This window comes from Algoriphagus litoralis, from assembly GCF_003259255.1.
GTDB classification, from domain to species: Bacteria; Bacteroidota; Bacteroidia; order Cytophagales; family Cyclobacteriaceae; genus Algoriphagus; species Algoriphagus litoralis.
Genome location: NZ_QGOL01000002.1, coordinates 429,687 through 446,698, shown reverse-complemented (window position 1 = coordinate 446,698; position 17,012 = coordinate 429,687). Strand labels below are relative to the sequence as shown.

Below are 17,012 nucleotides of genomic sequence, written 5' to 3'. Positions count from 1 at the left end.
ATCTTAAAAAGTGCCTCATACTCGTTCTAAACGCTATTTTATTTGGCTTTTTAGGCTTTTGAAAAAATTAAAACTACTTTTACTTAAGTAAAGTCCTCAAGGCGTAATTAAACTATAGTCCTACAGATACTATTCGATATAAAATTCTTTAATTAAATATTTTTTCACGCCAAAAGTCTGTTTCTTGGAAATATTCAATTAAATAATTCAAACTTTTTGAGATAACAAAACCTTAATAATTGGATAATATTTGGCAATTATCGCAAAAACCCATTTTTATTTTGAAAATCGAAAAATCAAAATCTAGATTCTCAAAATCTTAGCAAAGTCATTCTAAAAAACTCCAAATTTTCTACATTCTGATTTTTTTTGATAATTCCAGCAATTTTTTCCACAATCGGGGCTAAAAATCACCACTTAGTCAAAAAATCACCCAAGAAAGGCTAGATTTTTATGCAAATTCCATTTTTGTGCCGATCTCTTGAGAATAGATACACTATCCACACAAAAGCTGGTTTGGAAACTTTCTCTTTTGACCAAATCCAATATTTCATCAAACCGAGCAGCCTTGAGGTCTTTGAAGGCAACTGTCATATGAGGATGGTAATTGCGGTCACTCAGTTCATCCACAAGATTCAGTTCTCTTTTACAAAAAATCTTCATGGAAGACTGCAAGTCCATAAGCTCCGGAGTCGGTGTAATTGCCAAAAAAATGACGCGTTTTCCGAAAGTGTCAGCCCCATTGATGGTAAGGTTCAGTGATTTTTTGTCCTTCAGAAATCCCGTAAGTTTTGTCTCCAAGACCGATTCTTTGGCCTCATTGTAGTTGAATGGCATCTTCAAGGTCACATGGGGTGGAGATTTAAGCGCGTATTTGATCCCAAATTGTTCCTGAATCAAAAGCTTGATGTGATGTACCTGTTGAAAAACTTCCGGCGGAGGTATCAAAGCCAGAAAGTACTTTTGGATGATTTTCATATGCAGGTTTTCTTTTTGCAGAGACAGTAAACTTCATCGACAGGATATCGGCTCATTGATCAAAACATTTAAGCCGTAGTTCATCACTTAAAATTAACCTCGAAACACCCATACTGCCTCAATTAAAAAAATCTATTCGATTTTCTGAATCTATATTTTAACTTGAGGATAATTAACCCAGTATTTGATAGGATCTAGAGTTGGCAGGATCTTCATTCCAACGAGGAACCATATGCTAGCTAATTTTGTCAGAAGGACCTTTAATAAACAACGTATAAACCTATGAAATTCTTTTCTAAAGCCATGATTGGGCTGGATCTGACAGAGATGGATGATATCCTGATCAAAAAGACGGCAGTATTTGTAAAATTTTTAGGTATAGAAAAATGCTATTTCGTGCATGTCGGAAAAAATCTTGAAATCCCTTCGGAAATCCTCGAAAAATATCCAGATCTAGTCGCTCCTACAGACGAGTCGATCGAAGCAATGGTGGAGAATAAATTGAAGGAATTTAATTTCCCAAAGGAAATCGAAACGGAGGTTTTTGTAGAAGAGGGAAACCATCCCCTAGATACTTTCCTCAGATGGGCTAAGATCAAAGATGTGGATCTGGTCATCATGGGCAGAAAAGACACCATGCCCGGCAATGGCGTCTTGGCCGACGGAGTTGCAAAAAAAGCACCGTGCTCAGTTTTATTGGTGCAAGAAAAACGACCGATCAAGTTTCCTAAGAAAATCCTTATCGCCACGGATTTTTCTTCGCACAACCACCCAATTTATGAATTTGCAGAGTTGATTTCTGATGAATTGCATGCTGAGTTGGTTCCTGTTCACCTTTATGAGGTTCCTCAGGGCTATTCCAAAACAGGCAAATCCTTCGAAGAATTTGCAGAAATAATGAAGGAAAATGCCAAAGCAGATTTCAAAAAATTTGTCTCCAAACACAATCACCCTGATCTCGAATGTGAGTTGATCCTGAACGAAGGCAAAAATCCGGGAGCCTTGATTCTAGAATTTGCACATGAAGTCCATGCCGATCTGATTTTGCTTGGATCTAGAGGTCGAACCAGCTCTGCGGCGATTCTTCTGGGGAGCACGGCCGAGAAACTCATTTCAGCCAATAAGATGCTTCCCATGCTCATTTTCAAGAAAAAAGGCGAAACTATGGGATTTTTCGATGCGCTGTTTAAGCTTTGATTGGTTTCCGGAAATAAAAACAGGCCTGATCCCCTTTGCCCTCCTGATTCAATTGGAGGGCTTTCTTTTGCATGGCAAGTCTTTCCTCAGTAGAAAAATATTTAGAGACTTTACCTACATCGAGTATTTCTCCTTTTCTGTATAGCTCAGTACCCCAAAATTGAAAATCAGAAGAATCAAATTCCACCTCCTGCAAGCTAAACCCAATTTGCTCAGCCTTCAGCTTTAGGCCATTTACAGAGGGGATAATGAGATGTCTTGGAGCATCCAACTGCACCCAGAGTTCTCTGCTTTCTTTCCAGACCACACTGTCTGCCACCGGACAGCGGATCAAAAGCTGTCCTCCTGAATTAAGCTTTTCAAAGCAGGCCTTTAATATCTCATCGGGATGCTCCATGTGCTCGAAAGCATGATGCATCATAATCACGTCAAATTTACTATCTGCTTCTTCCAGTCGCTTTTTCCAGAGTTTCAGCCCAGGTGCAAGCTGCTTTTCTTCTGCTATGAAGGGATCATACCCGTGCAAATCAGAAAATCCACCCGCATACAGTTCGTAGAGAAGCTGTCCATTGCCGCAGCCTACATCCGCAATGCGGTCTGCAAGTCTCGGTCTTAGTTTCTTAAGCCAATATCCGTACATCGGAGCTTTCCAAGCGATCCCAAAATCAAGAAATGCCCGCATCCGAAGCGATTTGAGTAATCGAGTTTTGAAACTGGAAAGTTGCAACTGGGTGAATGAATAATACCCGGAAGGATAATACGGGGACAAATCCTCTGGAATGGTCAGAAGCTGAATAGATCCACAGGAAAAACAGTCTGCATAGGTAAAATCACCACCCAAACCCAGCATGCGTTCACTGGCATGGAACGAATTCAGCTCAGAACTTCCACAAAACTTACATGCTGTCTGGGAATTAATAGGCATTCTCCCGATTGAAAACCAGTTCGTGAATCGTCTTGATCATGATTCCCATATCCAGAAAAAATGACCAGTTGTTGATGTAAAAATAATCCAATCTGACGCGTGATCTGATTTGGTGTGAGTTTTCTATTTCACCCCTATATCCTCTCACTTGAGCTAATCCGGTGATTCCTGGTCTGATTTTATGTCTGGAATTGTAGCGTTCGATTTGAGTCTTAAAGGTCTGATTCATCGGAATCGTATGAGGTCTAGGACCGACGATGGACATATCACCAGTCAAGACATTCAAAAATTGAGGCATTTCATCCAGGGAAGAGTTTCTCAGAAACGAACCGATTCGCGTGACCCTGGGGTCATTTTTGGTGGCCTGCTGGGTATCCGCGTAATCATTCGGTGTCATGGATCTGAACTTGAGGCAATTGAACACCTTGTTGTTGACACCATTCCGCTTTTGAATGAAAAAAACAGGGCCTTTTGACTCCAGTTTGATCAGAATTCCCACCAAAGGAATCAGCCACGAAAGAATAAAAATGGTCACCAATCCAGCGAAAAAAACATCAAAGGTCCGCTTGGCAATGCTGTTTAGTGGATTATCCAACGGAATTTCATTGACATTGATGACAAAGAAATCTCCATATTTCGAAAACGACAGATTCTTCTCAAGCTGTAAACTTCCTCCTGGAATCATCTTGACTTTAATGTAATTCTCGTCAGCGAAGTCTATGACTCGCTTGACAAGTGCCGGCTCCAGCTGCTCCTGAATGTAAATCAAATCAAGATCAAGATTTGGCGCCTGTCCAAAAAAGTCCTTGATTCCTCCACGGGTCTGATTACAGTCCGCCTGATCATCAAAATAACCTAAAAAGTTGATCCCAAAATCCTTTCTGATCCTGAAAACATCAGCCAGCTTGGGGCTAGTGCTTCCTTTTCCCACAATCACGGCATTCCGATAGTTGTTGCCTTTGGCGCGATACTCACGCAGAAGCATATGAACCATCACCCGAAAACTTCCCATCAAAAACAGCATTGTTAGCCCTAAACCAGCCAACTGAATCCAGCGGAAATTCCCATTTTGAAGTGGTGTCCATAAAATAGCCGTAGCTCCTAGAAACCAAACAAGCGTAGCCAAAAGATTTTTCAGCGTATGCTCATACTCATCAGTTCTGCCAATTTTGTAGTCCTTTCTCAAGGAAGAGATCAAAAGCCAAAGAACAGATAAAGGAAGAAATGCGGAAAGCCCTGCACCATCAAATACTCCGGCAAGTTGAAGTAAAACATTGGCTATCAGCAAAGCCAAAAGAGATCCCAGAAAATCACTGACAGTAAAAAGCCAGGGAAAATAAGTGTCGAATCTTCTCTTCATAAAAATATTTTCAAACTAGATCTGTCTATAGAAAGTAAAAACCAGACGATACTTTAGATTAAACTTAAAGTTTTGCGACCTAAAATTAAGAAAGAAATTCTGTCAGCTGCTTACTTTTGAATTTATTTGTGCCAGCCAAATGAAGACTTCTTCTCAATGAGTATAATAAACGATCTTTTTGCCTCCTCGGACCACCCCAAATCTTTGGGAGCCAAATTCCGGGCCAAGCGAACCAAAAAATTTGAAAAACTTTTCTTCAAAAATTTTAATCCCGAAAAGCCTATTTCGATTCTGGATGTCGGAGGTACGGATTATTTCTGGAAAACCAGCCAAATCCCGAATATCCCTGGAGTAGAAATCACCCTGCTCAACCTTCACCTCGAAAAAACCACTCACCCGAACATCATTTCCATGATCGGAGATGCTACGGACATGAGGGATTTTGAGGATCAACAATTTGATCTGGTCTTCTCCAATTCAGTGATAGAGCATCTCTACACTATAGAAAATCAGCAAAAAATGGCCCGTGAGATTCAACGGGTGGGTAGAAAATATTTCATCCAGACCCCAAACAAGTATTTTCCTATAGAAGCCCACTATGCCATTCCCTTTGCCCAGTACATGCCTAAAAGTCTTCTCTTATTCCTCCTGACCAAAACAAAGCTGAGTCGGTTCCAGCGGTGGGAGACCAGTGCTGCCCAGCAATATCTAGACGAAATCAGATTGCTCAACCAAACAGAAATGGCTCAGCTTTTCCCAAAATCCAAGCTCCTAAAAGAAAAAGTAATGGGAATGACCAAATCGCTGACAGCACACAATCTCCGCTAATCCGCGAATTGAAGGCGGACCAAATTGGCATAAAAACCACCATCATTCGCCAGCAGCTCTTTGTGACTGCCTTGCTCCACGATTCGGCCTTCGCTTAGCGCATAGATTCGATCCACTTTGCGGATGGTAGTCAGTCGATGGGCAATGATAAGGGTAGTCCTTCCTTTCATCAGTTCATCCAAGGCCTGCTGGACCAAGGATTCTGATTCAGCGTCCAAGGATGAGGTCGCTTCATCCAAGATGAGGATCGCAGGATCCTTAAGAATAGCACGGGCAATGGCCACACGCTGTCGCTGTCCCCCTGAGAGTTTCACTCCCCGCTCACCTACTAAGGTCCCCAGTCCATCTGGAAATTGAGAAATAAACTGCCAAGCGTTTGCCTTTTTGGCTGCCAGAATGATTTCCTCTTCTGTGGCACCGGGTTTGGCATAAGCTATATTTTCTCGAATCGATCCTCCGAAGAGCAAGACCTCCTGCGGTACAATTCCGATTTTGCTTCGCAAAGCTTTCAGATCCCAATCCTTCACATCCCGGCCATCAATCCTAACTGAGCCTTTTTCTGTTTCATAGAAACGAAGCAAAAGCTGTATTATGGTCGACTTCCCTGCACCAGAATGCCCCGCCAAGGCAACTTTTTCTCCGGATTCGACCTGAAAGGAGACGTTTTTCAGCACCTCCACTTCTGGTCGGGTAGGATACCTGAATCCCACCTCTGCAAACTCTATTTTCCCTTCAAAATGAGTGGATAAATCCCCACTTTCAGACTCCGGCTCTTCGTCCATGATCTCGAGTACTCGCTCTGAGCTACCGATTGCTTTCTGAAGTTGACTGTAGATATCTCCCAGTCCGGCGATGGATCCTCCGATAAATGTGGTGTAGAGCACGAAAGAAACCAATTCACCCACGCTCATCTGACCTTCTGCCACCAGACTGGCTCCGTACCACATCACGGCCACGATTCCTCCGAATAGGGCGAAAATGATAAAAGAAATAAATGCACCCCGGTATTTAGCGGTGGTCAATGCCACTCCTACCACGGCATTGAGCCCTTTTCCATATCTGGCAGACTCATATGCTTCCCCTACAAAAGACTTCACTGTGCTGATGGATTGCAGCGTTTCTTCTACGATCACATTAGCTGCGGCCAACTCGTCTTGTGTCTTTTTGGAAAGCTTGCGGATAAAGCGGCCAAAAAACATGGCAATCAAAATCAGAACCGGAAAAGTCCCCAGCATAAATACCGTCAACTTGGGCGTATTGAAAAGCAAAAAACCAATGCCTGCTATGAGCGTGACGACCTGCCGAAACAATTCGGCAAGGGTAGTCGAAAAGGTATCCTGCAATTGACTCACATCGGCTGTGATTCTACTGATCAATTCTCCTGTTCTTCTTTTATCAAAAAAAGTCATCGGAAGCCGCACCAGCCTGCTGTAAAGTTGCTGACGGATATCACGCATGGATCGCTCGGAGACCAAAGCAAAAAGCCAAACCCTGAAAAAAGAGAAAATGCTCTGAACGGCCAATATGGCGATCAGGATCAGTGCGATGGAGTTGACATCATTTACAATCCAAGTACTACCCTGTGCCGTATCGATCAGCTTACCCGCTACAAAAGGGAAGGTTAACAAGGTAAGGGAAGAAAAAAGCAGGAAAACCAATCCTGAGATAAATGCCAACTTATAGGGCATCAAAAACCTAAAAATACCCCCTAGTTTACTTAGATTCTGCTTATTCAGTTTTCGTTTCTCCTCAGGCTCCAGCGCAGTTCCTCGATTTTTGGCCATTCTAGTTTGTGGTGTTCAGAGCGCAAAAGTAGGGCTTTAGTAAGATAAATGACAGAAAAATGATAGCCACAGCCACTACAAGTCGAGCAGGGTGTGGGCAAGTCGCTCACCCAATGCAGTGGAATGCTTAAAACCATGTCCCGAACAGGCAGATGCGATTAAAACATTTTCCATTCCAGGAAGTGTTTTGATGACAAAGCGGGCATCTTCGGTCACGGTATAGAAGCAGACTACTGACTTCACAAACTCATGTCTCAATCCAAAGATTTTGCCTTCGACTTTTTCCTTCCAGAAAAGCTCCTGCTCCTCCCGGCTCACTGTCCGGTCCAGTCGATCCGGATGTAGAGAGTCAGTGAATGATTCCGAGGCCATTTTGACAGAAGTACCATCCAAAGATGGAAACCCATAGATAAAATCCTCGGGCTGGGGACCAAAGCCCCACATCCACACCGGATAGTTTTTCCAGTCGATCGTTTCGGGTTCGATCTTCAGCCAATGGAGCACCTGCCGGCAGATTTTGAAGGAGGTTTTCTCCGCCTGTGGCAAAAAGTCCTTGATCCATCCTCCAGCACACAACACTACCCGTTCTGCGTGGATTTCCAGATTCTCAGTTCTGATCAAAATAGATTTCTCGCTAGAAGTAATTTCCTCAACGGGTGAATTAAAGAGACATTTCGCACCGTTTTTTTTAGCCAGATCCAACTGAACCTGAATGGCGGTTTCAGGTCGTAGATACCCTGCTTCAAACTCCAGATATGCTTTTCCAGAGTCGCTATGGAGGAAGGCGGGAAATCGTTTTTTCAATTGATCTGAATCCAGGGTTTCATGCGGGATACCTTGTCGATTGGCTATGGCTACGGTCCTGTCCCAGAATCCCTCCGAACCATACTTTGCCCAAGGCTGAAGCCCGGAGTCCATCAAGATTCCCGATGTTTTAGTCATGATTTTTTGGCCAGTCAGTGCTTCTATCTCCTGCCAGATTTCATGAGATCGCTTAGCTAGTGCCACATAGTCTTCTCCTTCTCCTACAGCCAACCGAGTGATCCGGCTTTCTCCATGGCTCGATCCTAAAGTGTGTGGCGGCTCAAAACGGTCCAAGCCAACTATTCGCTTGCCTGATTTACTCAGATGATAAAGAGCCGCACTGCCTACAGCCCCGAGTCCAATGACTGCCACATCGTAATTAACTCTTTGCTCTGTCATACCTGCAAGATAATTCAGTCAAAAAAATAGCCGAAGAAAATCTTCGGCAGTGGGTTAACTTTTTCCCATTTGAGCATCGATGAGCTCTCGTTTGAGTTTTCTTTCCCGCTCTAGCGTATTTTTCCTGTGCTGATCAAATTCCTCCTGCACATCTATCAGATCTTTCTGTGCCTTGGAGATTTTGCTCGAGCTTCTGAAATATTGCATGGCAAAAAAGGATAAAGCTGCTGCAAGAATCAACACAATTACCCACATTATGGAGGAATAGGCGGTTTTCTGAATTCCCATACCGAGGAATGAAAAATTGTCCCGGTCGGCGATGGCCTGATTTTTTTGTTCGATCTCCGCAGCGAGTAAGTCCTTCACGATAACCACAGAATCATCTAGGGTTGACATGTGGATTTTAAGATCGGATACTTCCTTGGACATCGTCCGGATGGAATCCAAGACATTGGCTTTGAGCTGTTCCAGATTCGATTTTTTTACCACTTCATACTCCTGAAAATTATTCGAAACGCGATAGATGTAATCAAACTGACTGGTGATGGTGCCGGAGCGGAGGGAGTTTTGGGTGGCGGTAGAATCTTGTGCAAAAGCGGCAGAAATGCCTAAAAGAAAGAGTGCTAAGTGTAAGTATACCGATTTGATCATCTTAAGGGGGTAGATTAAGGATGAGTAAGATTTTCCTCGATTTAACAATAAACATGCCTTAATTGTCAAATAAAGCAAATTCAACGGCAAATCGAAAAATCTTGACTCAGGGTTTTTACTATTGATTATCAATTGATTAATAGTATATTTATTTCTGTCTTTTTTGAGCTATGAAACTAAAAGCTTTTAAAATCTGGCTTTTCCTCCTACCAATAGTTGGAATCATCGGCATTTTACTTTTTGTCCAGTCTACCAACAATCAGAAGGAACTGGAGCTACAGCACATCCGTAGCATATCCAGCCTGAGCAAAGATATCCAGACCGCCCTGCCGGATTACCTAAAGCGTGTGGAAGGATATCTCCTCCGAGAGGCATTCCTCCGCTCTCCCAACCCAATCGTATCGGAAAATGCCAAAAAAGTCCAAGGAATTTTGGCTGGATTCAGGCCTAAAGTCTCCAATCTCAGAATTTTAGAAGCTGAGAATCTCCCTGATTTGGAGTTTATCCTTGACAGTACCCAAGTCAAAGTAAAAAATCAACCTGTCGAGATTCCGGCACTTTACAGGGATGATTTCTGGCAAGCAGTATTAAACAACCCCCGCTATTCAGGTCGTCCCACCCAAAGCTCCGTGGTATTGATGGATCTTGACATTCCGATCAGCGAGCTTTTTGGCAAGTTGATCGCCAATGATTTTACTTTCGAAAAATTCTACCTGACCAACTCCAAAGGAACCATAATTTTTCCCAAAGAATCGGTAGGTAATTTACTTTTTGAACCGAAGCCCCTCAGCCGAGATACGACTGGGATAAGCCATTCAGGCATTACTATCTCAAAGATTTTTCTAGACGGGCGAGAATTCAAAGCCTATGCGAATCCAATTTACCTCGGGCCAAACCGACTTTACTTCGTGGGTTTGTATGACACCGACTATTTTCAGACGGTAGGATTGCGGATCAATTTCAACTTGCTGAGTACGCTACTCTTTACGCTTATTCTATTGATCGCTTCAGTGCCCATATTGGCAGTAGTCAAAATGGGGCGAGGAGATCAGATGACCCAATCCAGGATCATTCATGTAGGACTGTCACTGATGACTATAGCAGTCATGATGGGTTTCATGCTTTCTTTTTCTAAGAATCGACCAATTCCTGAAAAAATTCTCAAAAATGAAATCCAAAACTCTGCGCAAAGTCTAAAATCCAACCTGAACCAATTTGAATCCCTGTCTAAATTCTGGTATGACCCCTTTGGGATCAGGATTCCGGCCTACACCAACGAGTTGATTCAAATCGACTATGCTACAGGATTTGTGAAGAAGATGTCTTTCCATCTAAAGAATGGATCTGACCCCATTTACATCCAGTTTCAGGACAATCCCTCATTCATTTACCTGAGCGAAAGGGACTATTTTAAATACTACGTTCAAAGGGAAAAAAAATCCACTTTTTTAGACTCTCACTATAGCAGAGGAACAGGTGAACTTGAATCTGTCATTGCTTATCAGGACCTCCAGGCTCCGGTTAGAGATATCAATGCAGTGACCTTTTCACTGAAGATTGACCCAAAATTGGATCAGGATCATCGCATCCTTCTGATTAAGGAAGATGGTAAAGTGATCTTCAAAAGCAAAAAAGTAGAGTCCTTGGTTTCTAATTTGAGCGAGTCTATCAATCCGAATAAATGGAAAGAGGTCTCAAGCTTGATCAAAAACAACAGAGAAATACCTGAATCTACTATTCTCCATGTGCCGCTCTATCTCAATGGACACCAATATGACGCCATCTTTCGCCGCATCGAGACTTCCGACTATGACCAAATCCTCTGGCAAGTTTTCCTGGTCAACACCAACCTTTTCCACGCCTTTTCAGCGCTGACGACCTTGGAAGGGATAATTTTCCTGAGCTTTTATTTTTTCTTTTTCCTGTTTACCCTTTTTGCGCAATGGTCTACCCGATCCGGATCGAGCAGCAAGGGTTTTAAATCTTTTCTCTTTGAATGGCTGGTACCCAATGAAAAAAATCGTCCCCGACTTAACTACCTCATGCTGGGGTATCTGCTGATTTTTGCAGTGTTATGTTGGATTTTGATCAGTGAAAATTTAAATCCAATCTCCACCCTCGCCCTCTTGATTTTTACCTCACTGAATATTTCACTGGTGAATCTGGCAAGTGCACAGCTGGCGGAGATACGGCTGACTCGTAAAGTATCCGTAGAACTTATTGTCTTGGCAGGTATTTACTTAGTCGTATTGGTGGTGGTGCTTTCTGTTTTTACTCATCTGATTCCAGGGATGATTATTCTTTTCGTGAGCAGCCTGTTGATCGTGTTGGGCTGGGCCTTCCTTCAGCCTAGGAAATCTTCTTTTGCGATTCTGAATCTGCTAAAGTCACCCAGGTCCACACTTAGTGCATACTTGGTGCTTTGGTTTTTTCTGATCGGTTTTTTACCCGGCTATCTGATACAATCAAAGACACAGCAATTTGAAAGTGCGATTTGGAAGCATACAGAGGCTTCGGCTCACGAAATCGGACCTGTAGTTGGGAAATACGAGTTGACTCGTAGAAATATGATGGCTGCGATAAGTGATCCTTTTGATCCAAAAATCCAAAATTTCATTTCTGCAGATCAGCATGTAATTCAAAAAGCATGGGAAGGTACCTCCACGGGTTTTAGCAGCAATCCTGTTTGGTATTTTGCGTTTGGCTTTCTGGTCTTGATCACTTTCATCATCATCAGGTGGATTCAAAACAGCATTTTTTTCAATCTTAAACCCAGCGCTAAAATCAGTCCAGACCCGGAAAATCATGCGCGATTTATTTGCTGTATCAATTCCACTCAGATTCCTCCAGCTGATCCTAACACCGTGGAAATTGATTTTAAGTTTCAGAAGTTTTCTGAGGAATACATCAGTCCGCTGAAGCACTATAGGTTTATCAACTTCCACTGCGCAGAAAATCCATATGATCTGATTCAGACCATCACACAGCTCAGAAAAGTTGGCAAATCATTGACGATCTACTCGGGAACGCTCTGGAAAAGCTTCTTTGCTCAGCTGAAATCAGATCGGGAGAAAAGCGTTTTTTCGGAGGCTTTTGCCGACTTCAAATTCAGCGTCATCGAAATTGAGGATATTGAAAAGGGCCCTCTGAAAAATGAGGAAGAAGTGCTTGCTCGACTGAAGAGAAACAAGGGATTCTATGCCAATATTTGGTCGGATTTGAGTTTTGAAGAAAAATTAGTCTGTGCTTCCTATGCCAAGGAAGGCTTCTTTAATCCTGCGCGCAAAGACACCATGTCTGATCTTGCCCAAAAGGGAATCATTGTACCTAGGTCTTATGCTGAATCGACGGATGGCTGGATAGAATGGAGACTTTTCAGCTCTGTATTTCGACTCTATATTTTGAAACATTTCACAGAGGAAGAGGAGGCCAGCTTTGGTGCCTATGAGAAGAAATACGGCAACGTACGCACCATCCAGACAGCAGTGATTAGTTTTGTTTTAATCTGCGTGGCGCTGGTAGGACTCTTTGACAAGACTTTTTTCAATGAAGCCTATGCATACCTTACCGGAGGATTGGGGATAATGGGGACGTTGTATTCATTCCTCAATCAGGGATTTGCCGGGTTGAAAGGATTCAAAAAAGAGGGGTAAGCTGGATGAATTTTTAGTTTCAATTCCCAAAAATTTGTTTGATTTTCAACTAATTTGATAAATTCACCTGAAGTTTTATCCCCTTCTATTAACTCCACTATTCTTGAAAATAATCTACCTAAGCCTGCTGTTTCTACTGTTTGGAAATGGGGTATCGGCCCAAAATCAAAATGAATTCCTCGCTGGTCAACTTGCCTTTGAAAACCAGAAATGGGTAGAGGCTCAGGTTCTTTTTGACCAATGGATCCAATCTCACCCAACAGATCAAGAAGCACTTTGGCTCAGAGGTTTGGCCTATGAAAACCAGGGAAATCTGGATCGAGCTTTGAGTGACTTCAATGCCCTGTTGACATTGAATCCCCTTCACGCAGAGGCGCTTTTTGAGCGGGGAAGAGTCCGATATCTCCTGAAACACTATCAAGAGGCGATAACTGATTTTGAAAACTTCATCAAAACACCATCTGGAGAAACGACCCGGATTCTGTACAAAATAAGCCCAGGCGACAATGCTATTTCCGGGATTACAACTGTCCAAACAGCCAGTAAGGAACAAGCTTACTACCATCTTGGGCTTTGCAGTATTGAACTGGAGGAATATGATTTTGCACTGCTCTACCTGGAGGAAGCTATCCAGCTGAATGCTAAAATTGCTGATTTTCATGCAGAAAAAGGGCGGGCACTTGCCAGACTGGGAGACAACATCCCTGCTATCGAAGCTTATGAGATCGCACTTCAATTGGACCCGGATCATCTGCCCGCCAAACAGGGTATCGCACTCGTGAAAACGGGAGGAGATGAAGTGCTTCAAGAGCAACTGGATCAAGTGATCGCTGACTCTGCAGCAAATTCACAGACTTACAAGCAGCGGGGATTCTATCGAATGAATCATGACGATTTCAATGGTGCCATAGCTGATTTTACAGCAGCCATTGCGCTAGATGCTGAGGATTCGGAGTCTTTTTTTTATCGGGGAAAAACCCACTATCGATTGAAAAACTGGAAGCTGGCAGAGAGTGACTATTCGGAGGCCATCAACCTTGAGCCTGAAAATCCCGACTACTATCTGGCAAGGGGTCAATCCCGCTATGTCAGTCAAAACCTGGACGCTTCAGTGGCAGATTTTACGGTACTCGTTTCATTGGATCCGGAGTTTGCCTCAGGATTTTACCATAGAGGGATCGCACTACAGCGGCTGGGAAAAATCCAAGAGGCCTGCTCGGACCTATTGAAAGCAATCAATCTGGGAATGGAGGAGGCAAAAGTTGCTTGGGAAAAAGTATGCAAATAAGTCAAAGCTCCCTGACGGTATCCACCCGAGAAGCAATGATTGCAGGCCTCCAAGAAGCTAATAAAGTAATCGAAATCACTGCTATGCTAATGTAGATAAAGTCGGAAAGTACGATACGCACAGGATAAGCATCTACTACCGCAGAAGAAATCCCCAGCGAAACCAAGCCAAAAGTATCTTGTGCCAATACAATAAGGTAGCCCAACACCAGACCAATCAATGCTCCACTGAAAGCAATTAAAGCCCCCTGCTTAAGGAAAATACCCCGGATCAGCCGATCTTTTGCACCCATAGCTTTCAGGACGGCGATGTCCTTTTTCTTTTCGATAGCCAGCATGCTCAGGGAGAAAAAAATATTAAAGGAAGCTATGGCCAAAATGAAGGTGAGGGTAAGGAAAACAAAGAGTTTTTCCAACTTCACCGTACGAATAAGACCAGCATGCTGCTCATCCGCATTTTTGACAATAAAATCAGGTCCAAGGTGACTTTTCAAGGCTTTCTGTACCTCTTGGATGTCGTACCCCTCTTGGATTTTGATTTCCAGCGAAGTTCGTTTTTCTCCGTAGTTGAGCAAATCCCTGGTAAAATTCAGCGGTACCAAGACATATCCATCGTCAAATTGCTGCTCGATACTGAAAAAACCACGGGGCTCGAGTTGCGCTGAGGCATACATCTGGCTTGGATCTATGCTGGCTGCAGATCTGGGCGCTTTGGGATAGAAGACTTTCAACGTGGAATTAACTTCCTCGAGATTTACCGAAAGGAAGAAACCCACGCCTCTACCCAAGATCGCTCCTGGCCGGATGTCAGTTCCCAATGAGGTATCACCCCAATAGTACCCTCTTGAAAATCGCTCCTGGTCCAAAAAATTGTCTGAGACTCCCTTGATCTTAGCAACCATCTGATTTCCATCGTGCTCAAAGAGGGCATTGTCTTCGATTACTTCTGTCAGAATCGCAACTCCCTCAATTTTTTCAATTTGGCTAAGCCATTCTTTTGGTGCCAAAAAACTCTTGCCTGCTGCTGGCTCGACTTTAAGTTCGGCATCGAAGCTGGCAAACAAGCTTCTGATCAAATCCTCCAGCCCATTGAAGACCGACATCACCACCACCAAAGCAATAGTGCCCACTGCCACACCCACCATAGAAATGATAGATAGGACTGTGATGAAATTTCGCTTTTTCTTACTGCGAAAATACCTGCCGGCTATGAAGGAACTGGGATTCAACACTTAGGGATTAAGCTTCATCTTCTTCATCCTCTTCATCTTCCTCTGGTGGAGCCGGAGGAATATTAAGATCCGAGATCACTTTGTCCATGTATTGGGCGTAGGTCGCCGAATCATCCGGAAAGAAGGCAATCTCAGGAATCACACGTACAGATTTGCCTATTCTTTTCGAAAGGTGAAGACGGATTTCCTTTTTATGGTCATTGATCAATTCATAGGTAGACTTGGGATCCGCCAGAAGAAAACTGACATAAACTTTTGCAAAACCTAAATCAGGGCTGACCATCACCCGGGTTATCGTGATCATGGCCTTGCCAATCAGATGTTTTGCTTCCTTTTGAAAAATATCCCCAAGTTCCTTTTGGATCAACTTGGCGTGTTTTTGTTGTCTTTTGCTTTCCATGTGAAGTATTTGTGGTACAAATTTAGCGAAATACTTGGGCAAGCTTTAATTTCGACCCAATCCAACCATACCAAAGCCAACACCTTGTTAAGTTTTTTCAAAGTAAACGACCCATTTAGACTTATTGGAGTAGCAGTCTACCTGATTTTGCTGGCCATTTTAATGTTGGCGTTTTTTTCATTTCCGATCACGGAACCCCAGCTGATTTGGATGGTTTTGGGAGAGCGCCTTGGTGATGGATTTTTCATATACCAGGACATCATTGACGATACGGGGCCGCTTTCGGCAGGTTTTTTCACGTTTATAGATCTGCTTTTTGGTCGGAGCAAGTTTGCTTTTGAGCTTATCGGACGATTATTGGTGCTGTTTCAGATTATTTATTGGAACTCCATTTTGTTACGCTATCGGGTATTTGATGAAAACACCTACCTACCAGCCATCGTTATGGCAGCTTTGTTTCACCTAACTTTCGATTTGGTGGATCTATCTCCGGCTCTCTTGGGCAGTACCTTTCTACTTTTGGCCATCGGGCAGCTTTTTTCACAGACTGTACTCCAGAAAGAAACAAGTGAATCCACACTTTTGATCGGAATCTATGGGGGAATAGCCACGGGATTTTACCTGAATTACTGGATTTTCCTTCCGTTTATGATTTTCACAGGAATCGCCATCAGTGGGTTTTCTTTTCGTCAGCTATTGCTGTCACTGATGGGTTTTTTCCTCCCACTTCTATTCATGCTCGTCTTTTTCTTTTGGAACAATGGATTAGAGGAAACGCTCCAGATCCTGCCAATGCTTATTTTTTATGAGAAGTACCAGTACCAATCGATGATTTCTTGGATTCTCTTGGGGATATTCCCATTAGTATTGGCCTTGGTAGGGTACTTTTATGGTGCAGTGTTGAGAGGTTCCACTATCAATCAACAAAAACAGCGTCAGATTATCATACTTTGGCTATTATTTTCGGTAGTCGAAATCCTGTTGCTCAAGAGACAGGCCACTTATCACCTGACGATTTTTATTCCGGCACTTACCTTTTTCATCACGCAGTTCTTTTTGAATTTTGGAAAAGGGATCATTGGCAAACTGGCCTTCTTGATCCTCCTTTTTGGACTTCCCGTCAGCGGCTGGTGGTATTACCAAAATGAATTAAATTCAAACTCAGGTTATTTTGTTAAGCCAAATCCAGCGATATCGGAGATTTCAGGGGAGAAAATCATGGTCTTGTCAGATGACTCCAGTTTCTATTTGCAAAATTCCCTTGGCGGCCCTTTTCTGAATTTCAAGCTGACCAAGGCCTACCTGGCCTCAGAAAAAACCCTAGAGCAAAAAGCCAAAATCTTCCAAAATCTAGGCAATCAAAAACCGGAAGTAGTGATTGATCCTGAAGGTATTTTCAAAAAACTGATAGAAGAACTGCCTGCACTCAAAAATCTCTATGCCGAATCACAGCCCGGAATCTTTCGGTTGAAATAAATTTTTTATTAGTTTGGTTAACAACTAGATAGCCCTTA

The 17,012-nt window shown here is 43.0% G+C and carries 13 protein-coding genes; 5 read left to right on the top strand and 8 right to left on the bottom strand.

Annotated features, from left to right (window positions below; genetic code table 11):
* Positions 1 to 429 precede the first annotated feature (429 nt).
* Positions 430 to 978, bottom strand: coding sequence for a 2'-5' RNA ligase family protein (locus tag DK188_RS01815; RefSeq protein ID WP_111669070.1), 549 nt, complete (start codon positions 976 to 978; stop codon positions 430 to 432).
* A gap of 282 nt (positions 979 to 1,260) precedes the next feature.
* Here DK188_RS01815 and DK188_RS01810 point away from each other — a divergent pair, with 282 nt between their 5' ends.
* Complete coding sequence (locus DK188_RS01810; RefSeq protein ID WP_111669069.1) at positions 1,261 to 2,175, top strand: universal stress protein; 915 nt, start codon at positions 1,261 to 1,263, stop codon at positions 2,173 to 2,175.
* Here DK188_RS01810 and DK188_RS01805 read toward each other — a convergent pair.
* Complete coding sequence (locus tag DK188_RS01805) at positions 2,165 to 3,100, bottom strand: class I SAM-dependent methyltransferase (protein WP_111669068.1); 936 nt, start codon at positions 3,098 to 3,100, stop codon at positions 2,165 to 2,167. The two genes, DK188_RS01810 and DK188_RS01805, sit on opposite strands and share 11 nt — an antisense overlap.
* Complete coding sequence (locus tag DK188_RS01800) at positions 3,090 to 4,460, bottom strand: exopolysaccharide biosynthesis polyprenyl glycosylphosphotransferase (RefSeq protein ID WP_111669067.1); 1,371 nt, start codon at positions 4,458 to 4,460, stop codon at positions 3,090 to 3,092. Before DK188_RS01800 ends, DK188_RS01805 begins: the two co-directional genes overlap by 11 nt.
* A gap of 156 nt (positions 4,461 to 4,616) precedes the next feature.
* Here DK188_RS01800 and DK188_RS01795 point away from each other — a divergent pair, with 156 nt between their 5' ends.
* Positions 4,617 to 5,288 carry a methyltransferase domain-containing protein gene (locus DK188_RS01795; RefSeq protein WP_111669066.1) on the top strand — a complete coding sequence of 224 codons (672 nt, stop codon included), beginning with the start codon at positions 4,617 to 4,619 and terminating at the stop codon, positions 5,286 to 5,288.
* Here DK188_RS01795 and DK188_RS01790 read toward each other — a convergent pair.
* The 3 genes from DK188_RS01790 to DK188_RS01780 form a co-directional block, all read right to left on the bottom strand.
* Positions 5,285 to 7,072 (bottom strand): ABC transporter ATP-binding protein, encoded by a 1,788-nt coding sequence (locus tag DK188_RS01790; protein ID WP_111669065.1) that lies wholly within the window; start codon positions 7,070 to 7,072, stop codon positions 5,285 to 5,287. The two genes, DK188_RS01795 and DK188_RS01790, sit on opposite strands and share 4 nt — an antisense overlap.
* 75 nt (positions 7,073 to 7,147) lie before the next feature.
* Positions 7,148 to 8,275 (bottom strand): N-methyl-L-tryptophan oxidase, encoded by a 1,128-nt coding sequence (gene solA / locus DK188_RS01785; RefSeq protein ID WP_111669064.1) that lies wholly within the window; start codon positions 8,273 to 8,275, stop codon positions 7,148 to 7,150.
* Between the two features lie 54 nt (positions 8,276 to 8,329).
* Positions 8,330 to 8,926 (bottom strand): hypothetical protein, encoded by a 597-nt coding sequence (locus DK188_RS01780; RefSeq protein ID WP_111669063.1) that lies wholly within the window; start codon positions 8,924 to 8,926, stop codon positions 8,330 to 8,332.
* 170 nt (positions 8,927 to 9,096) lie between these two features.
* Here DK188_RS01780 and DK188_RS01775 point away from each other — a divergent pair, with 170 nt between their 5' ends.
* Positions 9,097 to 12,579 (top strand): hypothetical protein, encoded by a 3,483-nt coding sequence (locus DK188_RS01775; RefSeq protein ID WP_111669062.1) that lies wholly within the window; start codon positions 9,097 to 9,099, stop codon positions 12,577 to 12,579.
* A 103-nt stretch (positions 12,580 to 12,682) separates the two neighbouring features.
* Positions 12,683 to 13,867: a tetratricopeptide repeat protein gene (locus DK188_RS01770; RefSeq protein ID WP_111669061.1), complete on the top strand. Its 1,185-nt coding sequence runs from the start codon at positions 12,683 to 12,685 to the stop codon at positions 13,865 to 13,867.
* 1 nt (position 13,868) lies between these two features.
* On the opposite strand, the gene DK188_RS01765 is transcribed toward DK188_RS01770, so the two are convergent.
* Together DK188_RS01765 and rbfA are read right to left on the bottom strand one after the other, a co-directional pair.
* Positions 13,869 to 15,095 carry an FtsX-like permease family protein gene (locus DK188_RS01765; RefSeq protein WP_232825635.1) on the bottom strand — a complete coding sequence of 409 codons (1,227 nt, stop codon included), beginning with the start codon at positions 15,093 to 15,095 and terminating at the stop codon, positions 13,869 to 13,871.
* A gap of 10 nt (positions 15,096 to 15,105) precedes the next feature.
* Positions 15,106 to 15,498 (bottom strand): 30S ribosome-binding factor RbfA, encoded by a 393-nt coding sequence (gene rbfA, locus DK188_RS01760; protein ID WP_111669059.1) that lies wholly within the window; start codon positions 15,496 to 15,498, stop codon positions 15,106 to 15,108.
* 84 nt (positions 15,499 to 15,582) lie between these two features.
* On the opposite strand from rbfA, the gene DK188_RS01755 reads away from it, so the two are divergent.
* Positions 15,583 to 16,974 carry a hypothetical protein gene (locus tag DK188_RS01755; RefSeq protein WP_157963142.1) on the top strand — a complete coding sequence of 464 codons (1,392 nt, stop codon included), beginning with the start codon at positions 15,583 to 15,585 and terminating at the stop codon, positions 16,972 to 16,974.
* Positions 16,975 to 17,012: the final 38 nt, after the last annotated feature.

Coding starts and splice junctions, on each gene's coding strand:
- DK188_RS01780 (WP_111669063.1), bottom strand. CDS start 8,926: ATGATCAAATCGGTATACTTACACTTAGCACTCTTTCTTTTAGGCATT.
- DK188_RS01775 (WP_111669062.1), top strand. CDS start 9,097: ATGAAACTAAAAGCTTTTAAAATCTGGCTTTTCCTCCTACCAATAGTT.
- DK188_RS01795 (WP_111669066.1), top strand. CDS start 4,617: ATGAGTATAATAAACGATCTTTTTGCCTCCTCGGACCACCCCAAATCT.
- DK188_RS01790 (WP_111669065.1), bottom strand. CDS start 7,072: ATGGCCAAAAATCGAGGAACTGCGCTGGAGCCTGAGGAGAAACGAAAA.
- DK188_RS01810 (WP_111669069.1), top strand. CDS start 1,261: ATGAAATTCTTTTCTAAAGCCATGATTGGGCTGGATCTGACAGAGATG.
- DK188_RS01800 (WP_111669067.1), bottom strand. CDS start 4,460: ATGAAGAGAAGATTCGACACTTATTTTCCCTGGCTTTTTACTGTCAGT.
- DK188_RS01815 (WP_111669070.1), bottom strand. CDS start 978: ATGAAAATCATCCAAAAGTACTTTCTGGCTTTGATACCTCCGCCGGAA.
- solA (WP_111669064.1), bottom strand. CDS start 8,275: ATGACAGAGCAAAGAGTTAATTACGATGTGGCAGTCATTGGACTCGGG.
- rbfA (WP_111669059.1), bottom strand. CDS start 15,498: ATGGAAAGCAAAAGACAACAAAAACACGCCAAGTTGATCCAAAAGGAA.
- DK188_RS01805 (WP_111669068.1), bottom strand. CDS start 3,100: ATGCCTATTAATTCCCAGACAGCATGTAAGTTTTGTGGAAGTTCTGAG.